Annotated in this window: 20 protein-coding genes and 1 tRNA gene; 11 read left to right on the top strand and 10 right to left on the bottom strand. The window is 52.2% G+C overall.

What is annotated here, in order from left to right; genetic code table 11:
- Nucleotides 1–20: 20 nt before the first annotated feature.
- Complete coding sequence (locus DZC79_RS10030) at nt 21–527, top strand: response regulator (protein WP_118951418.1); 507 nt, start codon at nt 21–23, stop codon at nt 525–527.
- A gap of 207 nt (nt 528–734) precedes the next feature.
- Complete coding sequence (locus DZC79_RS10025) at nt 735–1,808, top strand: branched-chain amino acid aminotransferase (protein ID WP_118951417.1); 1,074 nt, start codon at nt 735–737, stop codon at nt 1,806–1,808.
- 115 nt (nt 1,809–1,923) lie between these two features.
- On the opposite strand, the gene DZC79_RS10020 is transcribed toward DZC79_RS10025, so the two are convergent.
- Complete coding sequence (locus tag DZC79_RS10020; RefSeq protein WP_118951416.1) at nt 1,924–2,184, bottom strand: class I lanthipeptide; 261 nt, start codon at nt 2,182–2,184, stop codon at nt 1,924–1,926.
- A 307-nt stretch (nt 2,185–2,491) separates the two neighbouring features.
- Nucleotides 2,492–2,563, bottom strand: a tRNA-Met gene (locus tag DZC79_RS10015).
- Nucleotides 2,564–2,653: 90 nt separating this feature from the next.
- Here DZC79_RS10015 and era point away from each other — a divergent pair.
- The 3 genes from era (at nt 2,654) to DZC79_RS10000 (ending at nt 5,204) form a co-directional block, all read left to right on the top strand.
- On the top strand, nt 2,654–3,535 hold the full coding sequence (gene era / locus DZC79_RS10010; protein ID WP_118951415.1) for a GTPase Era: 882 nt from the start codon (nt 2,654–2,656) through the stop codon (nt 3,533–3,535).
- A complete protein-coding gene (locus DZC79_RS10005; RefSeq protein WP_118951414.1) occupies nt 3,525–4,442 on the top strand; it encodes a 1-aminocyclopropane-1-carboxylate deaminase/D-cysteine desulfhydrase in 918 nt (305 codons plus the stop codon). Before era ends, DZC79_RS10005 begins: the two co-directional genes overlap by 11 nt.
- A 63-nt stretch (nt 4,443–4,505) precedes the next feature.
- On the top strand, nt 4,506–5,204 hold the full coding sequence (locus tag DZC79_RS10000) for a hypothetical protein (protein ID WP_157977052.1): 699 nt from the start codon (nt 4,506–4,508) through the stop codon (nt 5,202–5,204).
- Nucleotides 5,205–5,292: 88 nt separating this feature from the next.
- Here DZC79_RS10000 and DZC79_RS09995 read toward each other — a convergent pair whose 3' ends face one another.
- From DZC79_RS09995 to DZC79_RS09985, 3 genes are all read right to left on the bottom strand, one after another.
- Nucleotides 5,293–6,831, bottom strand: coding sequence for an acyl-CoA carboxylase subunit beta (locus DZC79_RS09995; protein WP_118951412.1), 1,539 nt, complete (start codon nt 6,829–6,831; stop codon nt 5,293–5,295).
- Nucleotides 6,832–6,973: 142 nt separating this feature from the next.
- Nucleotides 6,974–7,804 carry a T9SS-dependent choice-of-anchor J family protein gene (locus tag DZC79_RS09990; protein ID WP_118951411.1) on the bottom strand — a complete coding sequence of 277 codons (831 nt, stop codon included), beginning with the start codon at nt 7,802–7,804 and terminating at the stop codon, nt 6,974–6,976.
- 88 nt (nt 7,805–7,892) lie between these two features.
- Nucleotides 7,893–8,333 (bottom strand): hypothetical protein, encoded by a 441-nt coding sequence (locus tag DZC79_RS09985; RefSeq protein WP_157977051.1) that lies wholly within the window; start codon nt 8,331–8,333, stop codon nt 7,893–7,895.
- A 163-nt stretch (nt 8,334–8,496) separates the two neighbouring features.
- Here DZC79_RS09985 and mgtE point away from each other — a divergent pair, with 163 nt between their 5' ends.
- The gene (gene mgtE / locus DZC79_RS09980; protein ID WP_118951409.1) at nt 8,497–9,882 is read left to right on the top strand and encodes a magnesium transporter; all 1,386 of its coding nucleotides are present in this window, start codon (nt 8,497–8,499) and stop codon (nt 9,880–9,882) included.
- Here mgtE and DZC79_RS09975 read toward each other — a convergent pair.
- The gene (locus DZC79_RS09975; protein ID WP_118951408.1) at nt 9,879–10,508 is read right to left on the bottom strand and encodes a hypothetical protein; all 630 of its coding nucleotides are present in this window, start codon (nt 10,506–10,508) and stop codon (nt 9,879–9,881) included. The two genes, mgtE and DZC79_RS09975, sit on opposite strands and share 4 nt — an antisense overlap.
- Before the next feature lie 130 nt (nt 10,509–10,638).
- Between DZC79_RS09975 and DZC79_RS09970 the strand changes: the two genes are divergently transcribed.
- Nucleotides 10,639–10,959 carry a DUF3817 domain-containing protein gene (locus DZC79_RS09970; RefSeq protein WP_118951407.1) on the top strand — a complete coding sequence of 107 codons (321 nt, stop codon included), beginning with the start codon at nt 10,639–10,641 and terminating at the stop codon, nt 10,957–10,959.
- A gap of 25 nt (nt 10,960–10,984) precedes the next feature.
- Nucleotides 10,985–11,743 carry a tRNA pseudouridine synthase A gene (locus DZC79_RS09965; RefSeq protein ID WP_118951406.1) on the top strand — a complete coding sequence of 253 codons (759 nt, stop codon included), beginning with the start codon at nt 10,985–10,987 and terminating at the stop codon, nt 11,741–11,743.
- Between the two features lie 46 nt (nt 11,744–11,789).
- Here the strand turns inward: DZC79_RS09965 and DZC79_RS09960 are convergent, their stop codons facing one another.
- Both DZC79_RS09960 and hflX read right to left on the bottom strand, forming a co-directional pair.
- On the bottom strand, nt 11,790–12,731 hold the full coding sequence (locus tag DZC79_RS09960) for a hypothetical protein (protein ID WP_118951405.1): 942 nt from the start codon (nt 12,729–12,731) through the stop codon (nt 11,790–11,792).
- An 84-nt stretch (nt 12,732–12,815) separates the two neighbouring features.
- The gene (hflX, locus tag DZC79_RS09955) at nt 12,816–14,003 is read right to left on the bottom strand and encodes a GTPase HflX (protein WP_118951404.1); all 1,188 of its coding nucleotides are present in this window, start codon (nt 14,001–14,003) and stop codon (nt 12,816–12,818) included.
- A 151-nt stretch (nt 14,004–14,154) separates the two neighbouring features.
- On the opposite strand from hflX, the gene DZC79_RS09950 reads away from it, so the two are divergent.
- Nucleotides 14,155–15,498, top strand: a complete 1,344-nt coding sequence (locus tag DZC79_RS09950) for a lipopolysaccharide biosynthesis protein (RefSeq protein ID WP_118951403.1) — start codon at nt 14,155–14,157, stop codon at nt 15,496–15,498.
- Nucleotides 15,495–17,018 (top strand): asparagine synthase family protein, encoded by a 1,524-nt coding sequence (locus tag DZC79_RS09945; RefSeq protein WP_157977050.1) that lies wholly within the window; start codon nt 15,495–15,497, stop codon nt 17,016–17,018. Before DZC79_RS09950 ends, DZC79_RS09945 begins: the two co-directional genes overlap by 4 nt.
- 1 nt (nt 17,019) lies before the next feature.
- Here DZC79_RS09945 and DZC79_RS09940 read toward each other — a convergent pair whose 3' ends face one another.
- The gene (locus DZC79_RS09940) at nt 17,020–17,544 is read right to left on the bottom strand and encodes an acyltransferase (protein WP_118951401.1); all 525 of its coding nucleotides are present in this window, start codon (nt 17,542–17,544) and stop codon (nt 17,020–17,022) included.
- Nucleotides 17,545–17,559: 15 nt separating this feature from the next.
- Nucleotides 17,560–18,018, bottom strand: coding sequence for a hypothetical protein (locus DZC79_RS09935; RefSeq protein WP_118951400.1), 459 nt, complete (start codon nt 18,016–18,018; stop codon nt 17,560–17,562).
- A 283-nt stretch (nt 18,019–18,301) separates the two neighbouring features.
- Between DZC79_RS09935 and DZC79_RS09930 the strand changes: the two genes are divergently transcribed.
- Nucleotides 18,302–20,170 (top strand): OmpA family protein, encoded by a 1,869-nt coding sequence (locus DZC79_RS09930; RefSeq protein WP_198666840.1) that lies wholly within the window; start codon nt 18,302–18,304, stop codon nt 20,168–20,170.
- The last annotated feature ends 2 nt before the right edge of the window (nt 20,171–20,172 follow it).

Here is a 20,172-nt window from a genome sequence, read left to right as displayed (position 1 = left end):
ACTAAAATCTTATTCTTTCTATGGCAAATGCTACCAAACGCTATCTGTTCCTCGTTGACGACGAGCCCATTCAGAACGAAATGTTGAAAGACTACCTGAATGAGCGCTTCCTGTATGAGATCAAAATCTTTGATAACGGAGAAGAAGCGTTACAGAATATGCATCTGAACCCCGAGATTGTGATCCTCGACTATCACCTGAATGCCCACAATGCTACAGCCAGGAATGGTGTTGAGATCCTGAAAGCCATGAAAGACCAGTATCCTGCCGCCCAGATCATCGTGCTTTCGGGCCAGGATAAAATAGATGTGGCGATCGATACCATGAAATATGGCGCCTACGACTACGTGGTAAAAGGGGAAAGCGCCTTTTCCCGCATCGAGAATGTGATCAACAATGCCAGCGAGCTGCATAAGATGCGGGCTATCAACAAAGGTTACCGCAATACCATCACTATGCTGAGTGTGGTGATCGGCCTTATTATCCTGGGCGCCATTTACTTCCTGGTGATCAAGCCCCGTATGTAACCGCTGCTTATCTTTTTATGATCCCGGCTGCTCCTGTAAAGAGCAGCTTTTTTTATCTCATAGTATAGCCTCCTGTTTTGAAACTGTACTGGTATAAATAAACGAAATTGTATCTGTATTGGTATTGGTTTTCTGCTCAACTTTGTTGTCAGCTGCGCCGGAACAGCTGCATCAGCAATCTCCGCAAAAGCGCAGCGCTATGGACATATGCCTACAGTAACAACCATACCGGTTACCCGTACCAGGAACAGCCGGCTCCCGGATTTCGATCCCGACCATATCGTTTTCGGCAACAATCCCACCGATCATATGTTTATCGCCAGCTACCGGGATGGCAGCTGGAACGATGCGCGTGTAGAACCGTTGCAGCAGCTTACGCTAAGCCCCCTGGCGCTATGCCTGCACTATGGCCAAACGGTATTCGAAGGCCTGAAAGCTTACCGGCTGGAAAATGGCGATATCAGCATTTTCCGTCCTTACAAGCACCACAGCAGGCTGAACAGATCGCTGGAGCGCCTTTGCATGCCGGAAGTGCCCGAGGAATTGTTTATGGAAGCGCTGCATACCCTGGTATCGCTCGACAGGGACTGGATACCGGCCCGTGCCGACAGCTCACTGTACCTGCGCCCCTTTGTCATTGCTACCGAACCCAGGATAGGCGTTAAGGTTTCTGACGACTATCTTTTTATCATCCTGGCCCTGCCCATGTCCAGCTACTATGCCGGTAACCTGAAAGTGAAAGTGGAAACGGAATTTGTACGGGCTGTGGAAGGCGGCACCGGCGCGGCCAAGTGCGGTGGTAACTATGGCGCGGCTTTTTATCCCACACAAAAAGCCAAGGAGCAGGGCTACGACCAGATCCTGTGGACCGATGGCAAGCACAATGAGTTCCTTGAAGAATCGGGTACGATGAACCTGATGTTCCTTATCGACGATGTGCTCATCACGCCACCCCTGGCGGGCTCCATTCTTGACGGTGTTACCCGCGACTCACTGATCGCGATTGCCCGCGAGATGGGTATCGTGGTGGCAGAAAGGTCTTTCAGCTATCATGAGCTCGAAGCTGCCCTCCTGACCGGCAAAAAGGTAGAAGCTTTCGGGGTGGGTACCGCCGCGGTGATCTCTCCTATTGAGCTGATCGGCATCGGCGCCAATCAATACAAGCTGCCGGTTACGGACAATGCTGTTTTATTCCAATTGAAAAAAAGGCTGCAGGATATCCGCCTGGGCAAGGTACCCGATACCTTCGGCTGGAACGATATTATCCAGTCGGAAGCATAGTCTAAACAAGTTTCCGATAAATAAAAAGCAAATCCCCGGCCATTCCGCCGGGGGATTTGCTTTTTAACGCGACACACACTGCAGCTTTCTTTGAGCGCAGAGTCAGGTGTGTGTCTTAAAATTCAGCTATTGTACAATGCACTTCGGGCGAAGTAGGACACATATTGCTGGTTGTCGGACAACCATCCGTATTCTTGATGAAACAGATGCCCAGCGTGCATTGTGGCTGAAAAGTAGGACTCGTGGTGGCGCATCCTACCGCAATGGACTCGCAGGTGGCTGATCCTCCTTTAATGTTACCGGCGCTGTCCGCAACCAGGGAGGTAATAATCTTTTTCTTCAGGTGCAGTTTTGCTGAAAGGTTTTTCTTCTTCATATAAAGCGTGTTTTAATGAATGAAGTTATCGTTTCCCGGCAGCACAAAGAATAGATGTAAACCATGATTGTTGCCTGTGCCGCCTCTCAATCCCGGAAGGGATATCGGGCAGGAGCAGCACCGGCATGCCATAGCAAAGCATGAAAAAAGCCGCTAAGAGCGGTTTGAAGAGACTTCCCGCCGCTGTTGGTGTTTTCACCAACAGCAAAATGATGAATCCCCCAACATTATTGCTCGATCCTTGATCCCGTGCAAGGGCTCGGGCCGATCACAAAAAGCAAAACGCCCGGAAAACCGGGCGTTTTTGTAGCGAGGCTAGGGATCGAACCTAGGACCTTCGGGTTATGAGCCCGACGAGCTACCGCTGCTCTACCTCGCGATGAGGGTGCGAAATTATAACCTTTATTTCAACTGGCAAAATTTTTTTCAAAAAAAATGAAAGCCCCCGATTGTTTACCTTTGTTGCCCTATGGAAACAGCGCATAAAGCCGGTTTTGTCAATATTTTCGGCCCGCCCAATGCGGGTAAGTCTACTTTAATGAATGCCTTGCTGGGCGAGCGCCTGGCTATTGTTTCACCGAAAGTGCAAACGACAAGGCACCGTATATTGGGTATTCTTACGGAAGAGAACTACCAGATCATTTTTTCGGATACGCCGGGTATTATCGATCCGCAATATAAGCTGCACAGCCGCATGATGCAGCAGGTGCGCAGCGCGGTCGAAGATGCCGATGTTGCCCTGCTGATGACGGATATTACAGATGATCCTGCTGAATTTGCTACGCTGATTGGCGCCCTGGACCTGAAGACACCGAAGATACTCCTGCTCAATAAGGTCGACCTGGTGACCGATAAAGAGCGGCAGGCAGAGCTGGTCAAAGGTTTTGAAGAAAAGATCAGGCCAGAAAAAACCATGCTGATCTCCGCGCTGAAAAAGATCAATACGAAGAAGATCGTTCCCGCCATATTAAAGCTTTTGCCCGAGGCGCCTGCCTTTTACCCCGATGAAGATATTTCGGACAGGCCTATGCGCTTCTTTGTTTCCGAAATGATCCGCGAAAAGATCTATGCGCTCTACGAGCAGGAGATTCCCTACCATACCGCTGTGCTGGTGCAAACTTACGAAGAGCTGCCGCATGTAACCAGGATCCGGGCCGACATCATCGCCACCCGTGAAACCCAGAAAATGATCCTCCTGGGGCAGGGCGGCAGCATGATCAAAAAGCTGGGCATGCAGGCCCGGGAAAGCATTGAGACCTTCCTGGGTAAAAAGGTATACCTGGAACTTTTTATCAAGGTTCGGCCCAAATGGCGCGAAAACGATAATTACCTTAAGGAGTATGGCTATTGAGCTGCGGGAGCAGCTGCGTATAGATTACCTGGAGGATGAACGGCTCCGGCAGGCCGGAGTTGCTTTAGGCATACTGCGCCTGGATGAGTTGCATCCCCTGGTATCGGGCAATAAATGGTTCAAGCTGAAAGAGAACCTGAAAGCTGCCAGGGACGCAGGTTGCAATCGCTTGCTGACTTTTGGCGGGGCTTATTCCAATCACTTGCTGGCTACGGCTGCTGCAGCAAAATATTTTTCCTTTGCGGCAACGGGTATCGTGCGGGGCCTGCATGCCCAGGCATTGCTTAGCGATACTTTACAGGAATGCATGACGTTGGGCATGGACCTGGTTTTCGTTAGCCGTGAAGTATACAGCCGAAAGGGAGATGACGTATACCTGGATGCTTTGCAGCAGCGCTATCCCGACGCCTGGATCGTCCCGGAAGGAGGGAGCAACGCAGCAGGGCTTAGCGGGGCCGCGGGTATTGCTGCCTATATACCATCCGATAGCAGCCACGTGGCCCTGGCCCTGGGTACCGGCACAACCTTTGCAGGCATACGCACTGCGCTGGACAATCGTATTGCTATGACCGGTTTTCCTGTGATGAAAGGCGGCGCTTACCTGGAAACCCCGCTGGGCGTGCTGATCCCACCGGCGCAGAACAATTGGCTTTTAAGCAACGATTATCATTTTGGCGGCTTCGGGCGGCATACGGACACGTTGATTACCTTTATGAATGATTTTTACGAGCAGCATAGTATCCCGCTGGATTTTGTCTATACCGGTAAGATGATGTATGGTATCTTCGACAGGATACGTACAGGCCAGATCCCTGCCGGCAGCCGCGTGATCTGCGTTCATACCGGGGGCTTGCAGGGCAATCGTTCCATCGCGCAACGATTGTGCTACGGGCCTTCCTATAGCTAAATTTTCACATCCGGGTGCTCCCGGATTTTCGCATTATTAACGTAAGTTTGAGGCATGAATGTTATGAAAAGAATCGTTGCTGTTATTTTCCTTTTGTGTTCCTTCAATGCTTACCTCCGGGCCCAGCCCGAATTGCCCGCGATCGCGGTGGCGACACAAGGCGGCATTAGTGTTATCAGCTGGACAAATCCTTACGAAAGCGGTTTGAAGTCCATTGCAGTGCAACGTTCGGCCGACAGCAATTATAATTTTGCAACCCTGGGTTATGTTACCAATCTGAAGAAAGGTGTACAAAGCTTTGTCGATGCGCATCCCGCAGTAGGCAAAAACTGGTATCGGCTTGTTATCCTGTTCAGCTCCGATATGGAATGGAAAAGCAGCCTGGGCAAAGTGATCGTGGACAGCTCAGCCATTGCCAACCGTAAGCCGTTGCCGCCCAGTGATTCCCTGCAGAAGCTGATCAGCCAGTCGGGTAATGCTGCGGCCCTCAATAGCGTCAATACGGTTTCTTACCCCAAATCGCAATATGTATTTACCAATCCCTTTACGGGGAACATCAATATTGAAATACAGGATGCGCTGAAGGAAAACTATTCGCTCATCTTTTACGACCAGCAGGACCGTGTAGTGCTGCAGGTACCCCGGATCAACGATAAGGTGGTGATCCTGGATAAACGCAACTTCCAGGCTACCGGCCTTTTCAAGTTCAAGCTCCTCAAGAATAAAGAAGAATTTGACAAGGGTTATGTTACGATCTATTAGCGGCCCGGTGGCTGACAACTTATCTCATAATAAAAAATATCCGCGCCTTATAAGCGCGGATATTTTTTATAGCCGAAGCTGCCGTATACTATAATGGTATATTATCATGCTTCTTCCTGGGCATACGTGCAACCTTGTTCTCCAGCATGCGGAAGCCGCGGATCAGCTTCTCTCTTGTGGTGTCGGGTACGATGACCTCGTCAATAAAGCCACGGGCAGCGGCTCCGTAAGGATTGGCAAACTTTTCGGTGTACTCCAGCTCTTTTTCTTTCCATTTGGCATCATGGTCTTCGGCTTCGGCGATCTCTTTCTTGAAGATGATCTCCGCCGCACCTTTTGCACCCATAACGGCAATTTCAGCTGTAGGCCAGGCGTAGTTAAGGTCGGCGCCGATATGCTTGGAGTTCATGACGTCGTAAGCACCGCCGTAAGCTTTGCGGGTAATTACCGTTACTTTGGGTACTGTAGCTTCGCTCAGGGCAAACAACAGTTTTGCACCATTGGTAATGATACCGTTCCATTCCTGGTCGGTTCCCGGCAGGAACCCCGGAACGTCTACCAGCACCAGTAAGGGGATATTGAAGGCATCGCAGAAGCGCACGAAACGAGCGCCTTTTTTGGAGGAATTAATGTCCAGCACACCGGCCATAGCGGCGGGTTGGTTGGCTACGATGCCAATGCTGCGGCCAGCCAGGCGGGCAAAGCCGACCACGATATTTTCGGCATAATCCTTATGCACTTCGAGGAAGCTGTCGCTGTCGGCCACTGCTTCGATCACTTCTTTGATATCGTAAGGCTGGTTGGGATTTTCAGGGATGATATCATTCAGGCCCGGGCGGCTTTCGTTGCCCACCTCGTAAGGATATACCGGCGCATCTTCTTCGCAGTTCTGCGGCATATAGCTCAGCAGCTGCTTCAGGTGCTCGATGCAGGCGACTTCGTTCTCGCAGGAAAAATGAGTAACCCCCGATTTCTGGGCATGGGTCTGCGCACCGCCCAGTTCTTCGCTGGTAACGGTTTCGTGGGTCACGGTCTTCACTACATTGGGCCCCGTAACGAACATATAGGAGCTATGCTCGACCATCAGAATGAAATCGGTAATGGCAGGAGAATATACGGCGCCGCCGGCGCAGGGGCCCATAACGGCGCTCAGCTGAGGGATCACGCCGCTGGCCTGTACGTTGCGGTAAAAGATGTCGGCATAGCCGCCCAACGATACCACGCCCTCCTGTATACGGGCGCCGCCGCTGTCATTAAGGCCGATCACCGGCGCCCCGTTCTGCATCGCCAGGTCCATGATCTTGCAGATTTTTTCGGCATGCGTTTCAGAAAGGCTGCCACCGAATACCGTGAAATCCTGTGAAAAAACATAGACCAGCCGGCCGTTTACCGTGCCATAGCCCGTAACGACGCCGTCACCCGGGTATTGCTCCTTTTCCATGCCGAAATCGCGGCTGCGGTGCGTGACCAGCATCCCGATCTCTTCAAAGGAACCTTCGTCCATCAGCAGCTGTATCCTTTCCCTGGCGGTAAGCTTGCCTTTGCTGTGCTGGCTGTCGATCCGTTTCTGTCCGCCGCCCAGCTGGGCCTGCGCCATTTTTTCCTTAAGTATATGCAGTTTGTCCATTGTATTGTTTTGCGTCAAAAACGGGGCAAGATACAAAATGAACAGGAATTAAGCCTGCTGGATGAATGGGATGGAATAAGGAAGAAGGAAAAAGCGCTGTTTGATCTTTCAAACAGCGCTTTGGATGATAAAGGTCCCAGTCCTACTTTTTCAGAAAAGTTTGTCGCCAGGCAGGGCCGACCTCTGTGCTGCAATTAAGGATGTAGGTCCCCGGCGCCAGTAAGGACAAGTCGATCTCTTCCCGGAAGGGCATTGCAGCGATTTGCCTTCCCCGGATATCGTAGAGTGTTGATCGCGCGAAGACCGCATTGGTCTTTATCCGTAGCCGATCGGCTACTGGGTTGGGATAAAGGGTGGCCTGGAAGCCTTGTTTCCCTGTCGATGGAATATTTGTGCCGGTATTGCTGCTGATCCGGATGTTGTCAAACCGCACATCGAGCCAGTTCGCCATGGTCCTGTACTGGAGGGCAATATAGCAGGTGCCGCTTGTGGCAGGTATATTGATATCGGTAAGGTTGCTCCAGACATTGTCATTACTGTAGTTGGGACCCCTAAAGTCGTACAGCAAGGTACGGGAAGTGGCCGCAGCCGGGTCGGGGCCGCCTTTTAATAAATACACTGCAATAGTATCGCCCGCGCCAGGCACACCGAAGCCGGTAAAGGCATAGCGAAGCGAGTCCAGCTTACCGCCGGCGCTCAGGTTAAATGGCGGAGAGACAAACCAATCATTGGTGGTGTCGGTTCCGCCGACAGGGTAGCCGTGGGCGAGACAACCTGGTGCTGAAAAAGCGTCTGTCATGGCATAGCTCCATTGGGAAGGAGAAGAAACCCCTTTGCGGAACTGTTGCCAGCCATTCTTCTGGGCATCGTTATCGAATCCGCTGAAATAAGGCAAGGTGGTCTGGGCCTTGCTCTGCGCGGCAAGCAGGAGGAAAACGCTGCATAGTGCAGCTGCAGGTAGCTTTTTGTGCATATGGTATCGTTTTATTGGTTACGGACGTGTTGCTTCGCCCGGCACGGGAAATGGAGATGCCCTGCCGGCGCTGGAAAAGAGGTCTTCGCTACTCATGCATGCCATGGAAGACCAATCTGTATTGATCATTGTAGCCGATATCCAGCACCTGGCTGAAAGAAGGTCCATCGGTAATCCTGATCTCGGATTGCGGCGGGTAGGTTTCAATGCCATTGTAGTGCAAAACACTGGCCCCAAAGCCACATTGGCTGCTCAACCGGCCGGCCAGCACATGAAGGTTGTCCTGCTGCCCGATCTGATCGGCGGTCGTGGGCGAGGGGGCCAGGTCAGCGGCCAGGCTGTTGATTTCCTGGGCTACTATACTGTGGTCCTGTGCCTGTAAGCCGCTGCGCAGCAGTACACAATCGCAGGCTGAGGCCTGCTCTTTCTTTTGACAGCCGGTAGTAAGAATGCCCAGTGTCAGGCAGGTAGTGAGTATGCTTGTAATGCAGTACCCGCGCGCTTTTGCGGGGGTGAATGTTTTTCTCATGGTCATCTTGTCGATTAGTCCTTTTCTATATCAGACGTTGCCCGGCTGGCAGTTCTTAGAGGAAAATACGAGGCGCTAAACTTAATTTTCATTGCCGGGAAAAATACCCGACTTTTGCGCAAAATTTAAATATTTACCAGCAAATACAGACTGCTCCTCTATTATGGAAAGGAATATCGAAACCATTATCGAAGAAACCGAACTGCTGATCGGGCGTAATGACGATCAGGCGCTCCACGATCTCCTGGAGGAGCTGAACATTTCGGAAGTTAAGGACCTGATCGACGAATTGCCCGAGTATGGTCCGAAGTTCATCGAATTGCTGTCGCTCAGCCGATCGGTCCATGTGTTTCGTATATTGGATTTCCCCGTACAGGAGCGGATCATAAAAAAGCTGTCGGGTGTTAAGATCACCGAGCTGATCAATGAGCTGCCTCCCGATGACCGTACCTCTTTCTTCAGCGAGCTGCATGGCGACGTGGTGAAGAAGCTGATCATACTGTTGCCTGCCGAAGACCGTAAAGAAGCGCTGGCCCTGCTGGGCTATAAAGAAGATAGCGTAGGCCGCCTGATGACCCCGGATTATGTTGCGGTGAAGAAGCATTGGAATGTTGCCCGCGTACTGGAGCATATCCGTCGCTATGGGGTCAACTCGGAGACGATCGATGTGATCTACGTGATCGACGATAAGGGGGCGCTGCTCGATGACCTTCGTATCCGGAAGGTGCTCCTGGCTTCGCCCGAGGCTATGGTAAGCGACCTTACCGACGACCGGCTGATCTCGCTCAATGCCTATGATCCCCAGGAAGAAGCTATCGAAGTATTCCGTATGAACAACCGCGTGGCCTTGCCGGTGGTCGATCATGACAATATCCTTTTAGGTATTGTTACGGTCGATGATATCCTGTGGCTGGCGAAAGAAGAGTACACCGAGGATATCCAGAAGATCGGTGGTACGGAAGCCCTGGACGAGCCTTATCTTGATACTTCCATTTTTGAGCTGGTCAAGAAGAGGGTGGGCTGGCTGGCCGTCCTGATGGTAGGCGAAATGCTGACGGCCACAGCCATGGGCTTTTTTGAAGATCAGATCCACAAAGCTACCGTGCTGGCGTTGTTTATTCCGCTCATTATTTCCTGTGGTGGCAACAGCGGTTCCCAGGCTTCAACGCTCATTATCCAGGCCATGGCCCTGGGTGAGGTAACAATACGTGACTGGTGGCGGGTTATGCGCCGCGAGATCATTTCCGGTTTTATGCTGGGAGTTTGCCTGGCCGTGGTGGGTTTTCTGCGCATCTTTATCTGGCACCTGATCGCACCGAATATTTATGGCGAGCATTGGTTGCTGATCGCCGGCACCATCAGCGTTTCGCTGATCTTTGTTGTGCTGTGGGGATCCCTGAGCGGGTCTATGCTACCGATCCTGCTGAAGCGGCTGGGGGCCGACCCTGCCACGTCTTCGGCACCCTTCGTGGCTACCCTGGTGGATGTGACCGGCCTGCTGATCTACTTCATCTGTGCGGTACTTTTCCTTAGTGGTACTTTGCTTTAAGTGCCGAGCTTTTTCAGCACCTTCTCAATACGCTTTCTTTTACTTTCTTGTTCCATATCGTCCAGGCGGGTGTGTAGCACCTGCCTGAATTTTTCTTTATCTGCAGGTCCGATAACCGGCAAAGCCTGCTCGGCATAAGAAGGCGCCTGGTTCGCCGGCGCCTGCAATAGCTGCTCCAGCAATAAGGGAACGGCATCGGCGGCATAGGCAGTCTTGCCTGCAAGGCTGACCAGGATCCGCACCAGGTGATCGCGCGTGATCACCGAGCCGGCATCAGCTACAGCAACGAGGCGGGGTAAGGCTTCATATAATAAGGGCAGTACCAGTGGTGCGATAGCCGAAAGGACCGTCATGGCCCCCCATTGCAGGCGATTGTCCTTATTGTCCAGCAGCTGCAGGAACTGTTGCGTATAGGGGCTGATGAGCTCCGGTGCGAGCGCGGCAGTTTCATAGAGCGTTTTGATACAGTCGTGGCGCAGCGCTTTGGTCTTGTGCTCCAGGCCTTCGATCAACGTTTTCACTGCTTTTTTATCCTTTGCTGCAGCGATCTGCTGCGCCATTGCTATATTCCTGTCCTGCTCTCTTTGGCCGGAAGCGGCAGCCAGCTGTTCCAGTATATTGCTCATATCATCGCTTTGTTTAGATGGCCAAAGATAAATATTTGCCGGTGCAGCCCGTTTGCGCCGGCCGATTATTCACCGAAAGCGCCCGGACAATAGCGAAATGGGTAGTACCTTTGCCTCAATTTTTGAGCTTATGGATAACAGATTGCTGAATCGTTTCTGCTTTATCGCCTTGCTGGAGGGTATATCTTACCTGCTGCTGCTGGGTGTGGCGATGCCCCTGAAGTATGGATTGAAGCTGTCTTGGGCGGTGGAGTTCAGTCTTTATGCCGGTTGGGCGCATGGCCTGCTGTTTGTGCTGTACGGCGTTTTCCTCGTGGCTTGCTGGGCTAAGTATAAATGGAGCTTTGGCCGCGCTGCGCTGGTATTCTTTGCCTCCCTTCTGCCCTTCGCTCCTTTTTTTGTTGAAAGGAAGCTGAAGCGTGAAGCGGCTGCTAAAGCGGCCTTAGCCTGATTTCTCTGCTCTTTAAACCTGTTTCATGCGTTATTTCCTGGAAGTAAGCTACGAAGGCACGGCTTTTCATGGTTCACAGGTACAGGGCGATCTGCTTACCGTTCAGGGTACGCTCAATAAAGCCTTGTCTACCTTGCTGCGCCGGCCGGTGGAGACCTTCGGGGCCAGCCGCACCGATGAAGGGGTGCATGCCCATTGTAATTTTTATCATTTCGACGAAGCGGAGCCCTTGCATCCGCAGTTCCGTTATAAGCTCAACGCTATCCTGCCTTTCAGCATGGCGGTGCGGGCCATTTATACCAGCAGCAAGTCCGGGGCCAATGCCCGCTTTGACGCGGTCAGCAGGCTTTACCGCTACCGCATTTATACCCGTAAAGATCCGTTCCGTCACCAACGTGCGCTTTATTATCCTTTTACCCTCAATCGGGAATTGCTGGAACGTACGGCCCCGATGCTGATGGAATACCGCAATTTTGAGACCTTTTCAAAGCGCAATACACAATCGCATACTTTCCTCTGCACGATCTTTCAATCCCGCTGGGAGACGGTAGGAGAGGAGCTGCATTACGTGGTCGAGGCCAATCGCTTTCTGAGGGGTATGGTGCGCGGCCTGGTAGGCACCCAGCTACAGGTTGCCCGCGGCAGGCACAGCCTGGAAAATTTCCGCCGTATTATCGAAGCGCAGGATTGTACCCTGGCTGATTTCAGCGTGGCCGGCCACGGACTGTACCTCGAAGCCGTCAACTATCCCGAAGGTTATTTGCAGGAGCTGTCTTTAAGGTAGCTGGTGATACATAGTGTTCCGGGACAGATAAGCTGGGAAGTGCCGGTCAGCGGCATGCTACCTTTTCCACGCGGAGGATACGCCTCTGTCTGTCACTGATAATAAGGATCGCCATAGCGACCCTTGGCAGCCTGACGGTCATCTCCTTTTGTGTTAAACTTTGTGCGCCTAATGTCCTGCCGGTATAATCCGTTATTTTTAGCTGCAGACCATCTGTAGGGTCAATATTTTCGATCCGGATCTCCTGGTTCATCGCCGGGTTGGGATATATCCTGAACCGGCTGAGGCTTATGGGTGAGATCGCGTTGGGCTGGGCAGGCCGGCCTTCGCAATTCTCGTAAAGAGGATTGAGATAAAGCATGTTCCCGTTTTGCCTGAAGCAAACGGCGCGCATCTGTTGCGAGACGCATTCGACCGTGGGCGTAAGGTTTAAGAGAGAGATCAGGCCGGTACCCATGCTGCCGATACCCTCTATCCAATCATCTGTAGTATTGAGCGGGGAGCTTACGCGGATTCTTTTCCTGTAGCTGCCGCCTATTAGTACCGTGTCTGTACTGGTAACCTGCGATGAAGTAACACCGGGCCAGGAAGCGGAAGTATCATGATAGACGATCTGGCCGGCCCCGCTAACACCGAAATCATACAGCAGAAATTCTTTCTCCGGAGCCAGCCTCGGGCCCAGGGGGTGGGTATTAGGCGTATACCGGTAATAGATCTTTTTACCGTCTTCCCGCAGGCCACCGATAAACACCGGAGGCAGGGCAGGGCCTTCTTGTACGGTCAGCTTGTGGTAGGTATTCCCGGCCAGGGTGGTGTCGCCATCCAGCCGGTATTGGTATCGAAAAGTATCTACCGGGGCATTGTCGCAAGGGAAATAATAATAAGCTACGGTCCATTCGGCGCCGGTCGAAGGAAAAGGGAAATAAGTCTGGGCCTGCGAAGAGCATGCGGCGAACAGGAGTAATGTGCGGAGAAAAGCTTTTTTCATAGCAGGGAACATTATACCGTCTAATACAAAAAGACGGTATAACGCGCTCCGGCATTTGGTAGCGTAGTATACAAACTCTTATTGCTAATAAAAGCTATTCAGGTAAGGGTAGCGTTCTTCATACAGGCGCTTCACCCTTTCCAGTATGGTTTCGCGCAGCAGGTCGATATTGGAGCGTTCGGTAGCAGAAACAAAAATGGCATTGCCATGTGTTTCGTTGTCCCAGCGGCGGTGCAATTGCTTCAGCAGGTCCTGCTTCACACTTTCTTCGAGCCACTCATCAAAAGTGCGCTGTTCGTACTGGTCCATTTTATTGAAGATCATCAGGATGGGCTTTTCGAAAGCGCCGATATCCTGCAGGGTGCTGTTCACGACAGCGATCTGGTCTTCATATTGCGGATGCGACACGTCGATCACATGGAGCAGGATGTCGGCCTCGCGCACCTCGTCCAGCGTGGATTTGAAGCTTTCTACCAGGTGGTGGGGCAGCTTTCGGATGAACCCGACCGTGTCGCTCAGCAGGAAGGGCGTACGTTCGAACACCACTTTGCGCGTGGTGGTTTCCAGTGTGGCAAAGAGCTTGTTCTCCGCAAATACATCCGACTTGCTCAGCACCTGCATCAGCGTGCTTTTGCCCACATTGGTATAGCCCACCAGCGCCACACGGATAAAGGTGCCGCGTTCTTTTCTTTGTGTGGAGGATTGCTTGTCTATCTCGCTCAGCCGTTTGCGCAGCAAGGTGATCTTGTCCTTGACGATACGCCTGTCGGTCTCGATCTCGGTTTCACCGGGACCGCGCGAGCCGATGCCGCCTCCCTGCCGTTCCAGGTGGCTCCACATGCCTTTCAGGCGGGGCAGGATGTATTGGTATTGTGCCAGCTCTACCTGGGTTTTGGCCTGCGCGGTCTTGGCCCTGCGGGCAAAGATGTCCAGGATCAGGTCAGAGCGGTCGATGGTCTTTATACCCACCTCTTTTTCAATATTGCTGATCTGCGAACCGGTCAGCTCATCGTCGAAAATGATGAGCGTGGCATTGTGCCGGATCGCATATTGCTTAATCTCCTCCAGCTTGCCTTTGCCTACGAAAGTGCGGCTGTCGGGATGCGGTAATTTTTGAAAAAAACTTTTGATGGCTGTAGCTCCGGCCGTCTCGGCCAGGAATGCCAGCTCATCCAGATACTCCAATACCTGCGCCTCGGTGGTGGTCTTCTGGATCAGGCCTACCAGCACTGCACGTTCCTCGTTGGAGATAATATTCTTGTTATCGATCATATGGTTACTGCACAAAAACCTGCAAATATACCAATGTGTTGCCGAATAAACGCCGAATGCCTGTAACCGGCTGTAAGACAATAAACCAGGGCTTTTCGGATTTATTTTGTTTCTTTTGCAGAAGAAACCCGCGACCTGATCTGCCCTACGGATGATAAGAAAGATAAAACTTACGGATTTTGTACGTAATGTGCTCACATTGACTACAGGAACCACTGTTGCGCAGGCCATTCCGGTATTGATCACGCCTATACTGACCCGGCTCTATACACCGGATGATTTCGGGTTGCTGACCCTCTTCGTTTCCCTGTGCTCCTTGTTGACCCTTATCGCTACGGGCCAATACGAAATGTCGGTCGTGCTGCCCGGCGCCGACAGGGACGCCCGCAAGCTGGTGCGCTTTGCCCTGATGCTGACGCTAGGCGTCTCGGTACTGCTGCTGCTGCTCATCCTGACGCTGCATGGACCGCTTGTAAGCCTGCTCAAAGACGGGCGCATCGGCTTCTGGCTGTACCTGCTGCCCCTGGCCGTATTGTTTTCCGGAGCTTTTGAGATATTGCGTTATTACAGTGTGCGGCAGAAGGCTTACAGGGGCATAGCTGCGGCTTCTGTAATACGGTCGGGTATTGCAGGCGGTGTACAAGTAGGTGCGGGCGCAGCGGGCGGACAAGCCGCCGGTTTATTATGGGGCAACCTGGTTTCCTTGCTGGGCGGCAACCTGGGCGTGATCAGCGTTTACCTGAAAAACAGGCAGGAGGGAGAGACTTTCCGGCTTACACCCGGTATGAAACGTATGGCCTGGCGCTATCGTAATTTTCCCCGCTTTACTTTGCCTTCGCTCTTGCTGAATACGGCTTCCCAGCAATTGCCCGTTTATATTTTCGCTACCTTCTTTTCCAATACCATCGTCGGTTTCTATGCCATGTCCCAGCGGGTGCTGAACGCACCCATGGCGCTGGTGGGTGCTGCGATAGGGCAAGTGTATTTTCAAAAAGCTGCGGCTGCAAAGGGAGATCAGCAGCAAATAAAACAGCTCACCTGGGCATTGTACCGCCACCTGCTGCTGCTGGGCGTTTTCCCTATAGCGGCTTTGCTGTTCTGGGGCGACAAGCTCTTCGCCTGGTTCTTCGGCAGCGGCTGGATCGTGGCCGGTCAGTATGCACAGTCGCTGAGCCTTTGGTTCCTGTTTGTATTTATTTCTTCGCCTTTATCCAATTTATTCTTTGTGCAGGGTAAGCAGAAGCAGGGATTGCTGCTGCAGATCATTATCTTTTCGTCCCGGGCGCTGGTTATGCTGCTCTGTCTGTGGTTGCGCTATGATGCCGCTGTTACGGTCATGTGGTTTGGTGCGGTGGGCGCCCTGATCTTTTTCTGCTTTATCTTTTACCTGCTGTCTTCGGCCGGCATATCAAAATGGCAGATCCTGGGCTATACGCTGGCGGTGCTGGCTGCCGCTATTGTTCCTTTTTTCTTGATCGATCAATGGCTTTTATGAAAGTAGATATTACGCTCGGATACAATTATGGTTATTCCTGGTATACCGAAAAGGGTATCTCCGTAAAGGGCTTTATCTATGACCCTGGTGGTACGCCAATGCGCCGGACCGCACTGGCAGCCTATTTCAGGGATGCGGATACCGAAACCGCATTGCTGGCCCGCCTGCAGCAGGCCAACGGAATTTTTGCGGTGGTGATCCACCGGGAAGATATTGTTTATTGCGCCACCGACCGTACCAGGACTTTTCCGCTTTTTTACTCCCTGGATCAGGACGTGCTCCGGATCAGCGATGTTGTGGAGCTGGCTGCACCGGGAACATTGCAGCTGGATCAGGAAGCAAAGGAGGAATTTTTATATACCGGTTATGTAACCGGCGCCCGAACCTTGCTGCAAGGGGTGCGCCAGGTGCAGGCCGGCGCCTGCCTGGTTGCAGCGCAGGGACAGCTGAACGAACATTCCTATCACTATTATATCGCAGAAGTGGCGCTTGAAGGGTCCTTCGATACACTGTCGGTGCAATTGGCCGGATTGCTCGACGAAGTGGGGCAGCGCCTGGTGAAAGCGCTGGACGGCCGCACGGCCGTATTGCCTTTGAGCGGTGGCTACGACTCCCGCCTGATTGCAGTATTGCTGAAGAAGCAGGGCTATACTAAAGTGATCTGCTTTACCTACGGGATACCTTCCAGTCCCGATGTGCGGATGTCGGCCAGGGTAGCGGCGCAGCTGCAGTTCCCCTGGCATTTTATCGCCTATACGCCGCAGCTGGTGGGCGATTTCCTGCATACGCCGGAGTTCGGCGCCTATCTGCCTTTTGTGGTTAACGGAACTTCAGCTTTGTTCACGCAGGATTATTTCGCCGTAAGACACCTGGTAAAAGAAAGCCTTATCCCGCAGGATGCGGTGATCGTTCCGGGCCATACAGGTGATTTTATTGCAGGAGGCCATCTGGAGGCAGGTCTTACAGAAGACAATGTGGCGCCGCGTTTGCTGCAGCGACACTACGCTTTCCGCGCTGGTAATAAGCAATCCTTTTTGCCGCGGATCCACCTGCCGGTTGTACCGGCTCAACCTTATGAATATTTTGAGAACTGGAACCTGAAAGAGCGGCAATCCAAGTTTATCATTAATTCCAACCGGATATACGAGTTCTGGGGCAAGGAGCACCTGATCCCTTTATGGGACAAGGAATTGATCCTGTTCTTTCAGAACCTGTCCTGGGAGCATAAATGGGGAAGAAAGCTCTTCGACCATATAGTATTTCGCCATTTTTTCGAGCCTTTCGGAGTCGCTTTCCCCAAAAAGCATTATCCTTTCCTGCTGCAGAAAATGGCGGGAGCACGCAACCGGATGCGCAGGGTGGTCTTTTCGGACCCGGTCAACTTCAAGCTGATCGCCCGCAGCTTTTTAAAGGACCGGAGGCTGGCCCTGGGCTGGAGCAATAAAGAGGTAAACATCAACAGCATTCAAACTGCCTGGTATATTGCCTGGCTGGAAGAGCAGCTCGGTCGCCAGGATTGAATCAAGATTTGGTTGCTGCAAAAGCCGCACAGGTTTCGCGGTCGAGGGTCCGGATCACCTTTGCAGGGTTGCCGGCCAGCACACAATAACCTTCTTCCGCGCTTTTGGTAACGATGGCCCCGGCGCCGACCATGGTGAAATCGCCGAGCTTTACCCCGGGCAGGATTACTGCCCCGGCGCCTATCCAGCAATATTTGCCGATCTCGATGGGGGATGCCGCTACATGTATTTCGTTGTTGATGAAATCGTGGTTGGCCGATATGACCGCCACATTGGGACCGATATTGGTATAGTCGCCGATAATGATCCCGTTGAGGGCATTGATATAAACGCCGGGAGAATCGCCGGGCCAGGTGTGCCGGCCGCGCACCAGCTTCCCGGGGCTGTGGATGGTGCTGGTATGATGGATGGCCCATTTCACATCGGCATTCTGTCGCAGAAGCTTGCGGAAGACAAAATCAGCCATGTAGAAGTTGAAGCCCATTTCGGGCCTGAGCTTCAGCTTCCTTTTAATGGCTTGGATCATGGGCAGGCTTGCTGTTTACTTATTCTTGAGCACGGACAAGCCGCCGCAAGCTTCCTGTTGTCCTTTTACTTTCTGCGATACGATGACCATATAAGTTCCTGTATAGGGAGCGGCAAAGCTTTCCGAGAGCTGCCGGTTGCCGCCTTGCCTGATCTTTTTATCGACCAGTTTATTGCGATCCTTGTCCATTACAGTAAGGTGGTATTGCTGGAAATTTTTGCTGGCAATGAAATTGATCTGGTACATTTTGCCTTCCTGCATATTGACCGTTACCGGTACATAAGAGCCGGAGGGCATATTCATCATCTTAAATTGTTCGAGGCCGAATCCGCGTTCTTCCAGCGATTTGTCGAGAGAAACCAGTTCGGAGTGCATCGCTTTATCAGAGCATACCGATACATTTTGCTGTTGCTGTGCTTGAGCGGCGAAAGAAAAGGCAGAAGCAACGAAAGCCATTACTATCTTGTTGCGCATAAAATTGTAAAATGGATTAGATGTTGCGAAAATAACCTTAAAAAACTATTTATAACACTAATTAATTTGCCTTATATCTTTCCTGGAAAAGGCGTTTCCCATTGCTTTTCCTCCTTGTGCTTGTCCACTATCTTCTGGCCGTCGGGACCGTTTGCTGACTAAAATAAGGGTATATTTTAAAATTCGGAAAAAAATCTGTTTATTGCATCGCCTCAATAAACAACGATAGTTTTCCCTGATGCGTTACCTGGCTTTATTTTTGGTTCTTTGCTGCAGTACAATAATGCTGAATGCGCAGGGGATCGTAACGCCAAAAGGACAGCGGCTGTACAGCCGCGCCCAGGAACAGATCCGGCTTCACCGCAATGAGGAAGCAGCCGGTCTGCTTGAGAAATGTATCCGGGAAGCGCCCCATTTTACAGATGCTTATCTGGCGCTGGGCATGTTATATTGCGATACCCGACAATTCAGCAGGGCCGCAGATGTATTCCGGCAGGCTTCGACCGCCTGCCCTGCCTGCACACAAGCTTTCGCGCTGCCGCTGGCCCGTACGCTATGCCAGGCACAACAATACGAGCACGCTTCTTCGGTGTTGGATCAATGGGCGAAGCCCGCTGTACTGCATCCTGCGATGAAAGCGGAATATGAGCGCATCAGGCAAAATATACAGTTTGGGAAATATGCGGTTAATGCCCGACGGACCGATACGCTCGTCAATATGGGACCACGGATCAACTCGCAATATGACGAGTACTTTCCTTCCATCAGCCACGACGATAGCACCCTCGTTTTTACGCGCCGTACCAATGGTGTGGATGAGGATTTTTATATAGCGCAGCGGGACTCTTGTGGTGGATGGTTCATTGCCCGGGATATGGGCAGCCCGCCCAATTCGGGCATGCAGGAAGGGGCGCAAATGCTCTCTGCCGACGGACACTATCTTTTCTTCATGCGCTGCGGCAATCGCAGCGAGAACGGGTGGGAAGCCGGGGGCTGCGATCTCTATTTCTCTTTTACCAAGGACGGCGGCTGGTCGCAGCCGGTGCCTTTTGGCGCCACGATCAATACCCCTGCCTATGAAGGCATGCCTTCCCTCTCCAGCGATAATAAAGAATTGTATTTCGTAAGCGACCGGCCGGGAGGTTATGGCGGCAAGGATTTATGGATGTCCCGCTTTGAAGATGGCTTATGGCAGGTACCTGTTAACCTTGGGCCGGAAGTCAACACACCTTTTGATGAAACCGCTCCTTTCATTGCTTCCGACAACCAGACGCTTTACTTTGCTTCAGACGGACACCCGGGTTTAGGCGGCAACGATGTCTTCTACAGCCGGAAAAAACAGGGTAAATGGCAGCGCCCTGAAAATATGGGCTATCCCTTCAATAGTGTTTTCGACGACGTGAGCCTTTGCCTGAGTGCCGATGGCCGGAAGGGTTACCTGGCGTCCAACAGGAATGGCGGGCTTGGCAATATGGATCTCTATGAAGCGAAGATACCGGAAGCAGCACGGCCGGAGCCTTATACTTATGTTTTTGGCATTGCCTACGACAGCCTGGATAAAAGAAGGTTGAACTATGCGCAGATCGAATGGCGCGACGCGGAGACCGGCGAAAAGTTATACCATTACCAGAGCAACCGGGGTGATGCCAGCTATATGGCCTCTGTATCGCTGAACCGCAAGTACAGCCTGCATGTTTATCGTGTGGGCTACGCCGATTACAACGATACGGTCTCCTTTACCACAACACATGTCCAGCCGCCCGATACGCTTAATTTTCCTTTGCTGGACTTTAACTACAGTCCGCCGCTGCACGATACGCTGCTGGCACGGTTTTATTTCCTGCGCAGCAATGTGCTGCTCAACGACAGCGACCAGGTACAGCTGAAAGCGATGATTGCTCCGTACCTGGACCAGCCACATACCGAATTTTTTGTGAATGGCTATACCGACGATTCCGGTACACCTGCGATCAATGAAGAGTTGTCCTATGCCCGGGCCCGGACGGTGACCGATCTGCTAGGCAGCCTGGGGGTGAGCGACGATAAGATCCATACGCAAGGCTGGGCCGATGCCAATCCCATCGCACCCAACGATACAGAAGAGCACCGCCAGCAGAACCGGAGGGTAGAACTGGTGCTGCGCAAGCCCTGAGC

This window comes from Taibaiella helva, from assembly GCF_003545695.1.
GTDB classification, from domain to species: Bacteria; Bacteroidota; Bacteroidia; order Chitinophagales; family Chitinophagaceae; genus Taibaiella; species Taibaiella helva.
This window is presented reverse-complemented; position numbering and strand designations above follow the sequence as displayed.

What these genes read in the sequence shown, in the direction of transcription:
- DZC79_RS10030 (WP_118951418.1), top strand. Translation starts at nt 21, where the DNA reads ATGGCAAATGCTACCAAACGCTATCTGTTCCTCGTTGACGACGAGCCC.
- DZC79_RS10025 (WP_118951417.1), top strand. Translation starts at nt 735, where the DNA reads ATGCCTACAGTAACAACCATACCGGTTACCCGTACCAGGAACAGCCGG.
- DZC79_RS10020 (WP_118951416.1), bottom strand. Translation starts at nt 2,184, where the DNA reads ATGAAGAAGAAAAACCTTTCAGCAAAACTGCACCTGAAGAAAAAGATT.
- era (WP_118951415.1), top strand. Translation starts at nt 2,654, where the DNA reads ATGGAAACAGCGCATAAAGCCGGTTTTGTCAATATTTTCGGCCCGCCC.
- DZC79_RS10005 (WP_118951414.1), top strand. Translation starts at nt 3,525, where the DNA reads ATGGCTATTGAGCTGCGGGAGCAGCTGCGTATAGATTACCTGGAGGAT.
- DZC79_RS10000 (WP_157977052.1), top strand. Translation starts at nt 4,506, where the DNA reads ATGAAAAGAATCGTTGCTGTTATTTTCCTTTTGTGTTCCTTCAATGCT.
- DZC79_RS09995 (WP_118951412.1), bottom strand. Translation starts at nt 6,831, where the DNA reads ATGGACAAACTGCATATACTTAAGGAAAAAATGGCGCAGGCCCAGCTG.
- DZC79_RS09990 (WP_118951411.1), bottom strand. Translation starts at nt 7,804, where the DNA reads ATGCACAAAAAGCTACCTGCAGCTGCACTATGCAGCGTTTTCCTCCTG.
- DZC79_RS09985 (WP_157977051.1), bottom strand. Translation starts at nt 8,333, where the DNA reads ATGAGAAAAACATTCACCCCCGCAAAAGCGCGCGGGTACTGCATTACA.
- mgtE (WP_118951409.1), top strand. Translation starts at nt 8,497, where the DNA reads ATGGAAAGGAATATCGAAACCATTATCGAAGAAACCGAACTGCTGATC.
- DZC79_RS09975 (WP_118951408.1), bottom strand. Translation starts at nt 10,508, where the DNA reads ATGAGCAATATACTGGAACAGCTGGCTGCCGCTTCCGGCCAAAGAGAG.
- DZC79_RS09970 (WP_118951407.1), top strand. Translation starts at nt 10,639, where the DNA reads ATGGATAACAGATTGCTGAATCGTTTCTGCTTTATCGCCTTGCTGGAG.
- DZC79_RS09965 (WP_118951406.1), top strand. Translation starts at nt 10,985, where the DNA reads ATGCGTTATTTCCTGGAAGTAAGCTACGAAGGCACGGCTTTTCATGGT.
- DZC79_RS09960 (WP_118951405.1), bottom strand. Translation starts at nt 12,731, where the DNA reads ATGAAAAAAGCTTTTCTCCGCACATTACTCCTGTTCGCCGCATGCTCT.
- hflX (WP_118951404.1), bottom strand. Translation starts at nt 14,003, where the DNA reads ATGATCGATAACAAGAATATTATCTCCAACGAGGAACGTGCAGTGCTG.
- DZC79_RS09950 (WP_118951403.1), top strand. Translation starts at nt 14,155, where the DNA reads ATGATAAGAAAGATAAAACTTACGGATTTTGTACGTAATGTGCTCACA.
- DZC79_RS09945 (WP_157977050.1), top strand. Translation starts at nt 15,495, where the DNA reads ATGAAAGTAGATATTACGCTCGGATACAATTATGGTTATTCCTGGTAT.
- DZC79_RS09940 (WP_118951401.1), bottom strand. Translation starts at nt 17,544, where the DNA reads ATGATCCAAGCCATTAAAAGGAAGCTGAAGCTCAGGCCCGAAATGGGC.
- DZC79_RS09935 (WP_118951400.1), bottom strand. Translation starts at nt 18,018, where the DNA reads ATGCGCAACAAGATAGTAATGGCTTTCGTTGCTTCTGCCTTTTCTTTC.
- DZC79_RS09930 (WP_198666840.1), top strand. Translation starts at nt 18,302, where the DNA reads ATGCTGAATGCGCAGGGGATCGTAACGCCAAAAGGACAGCGGCTGTAC.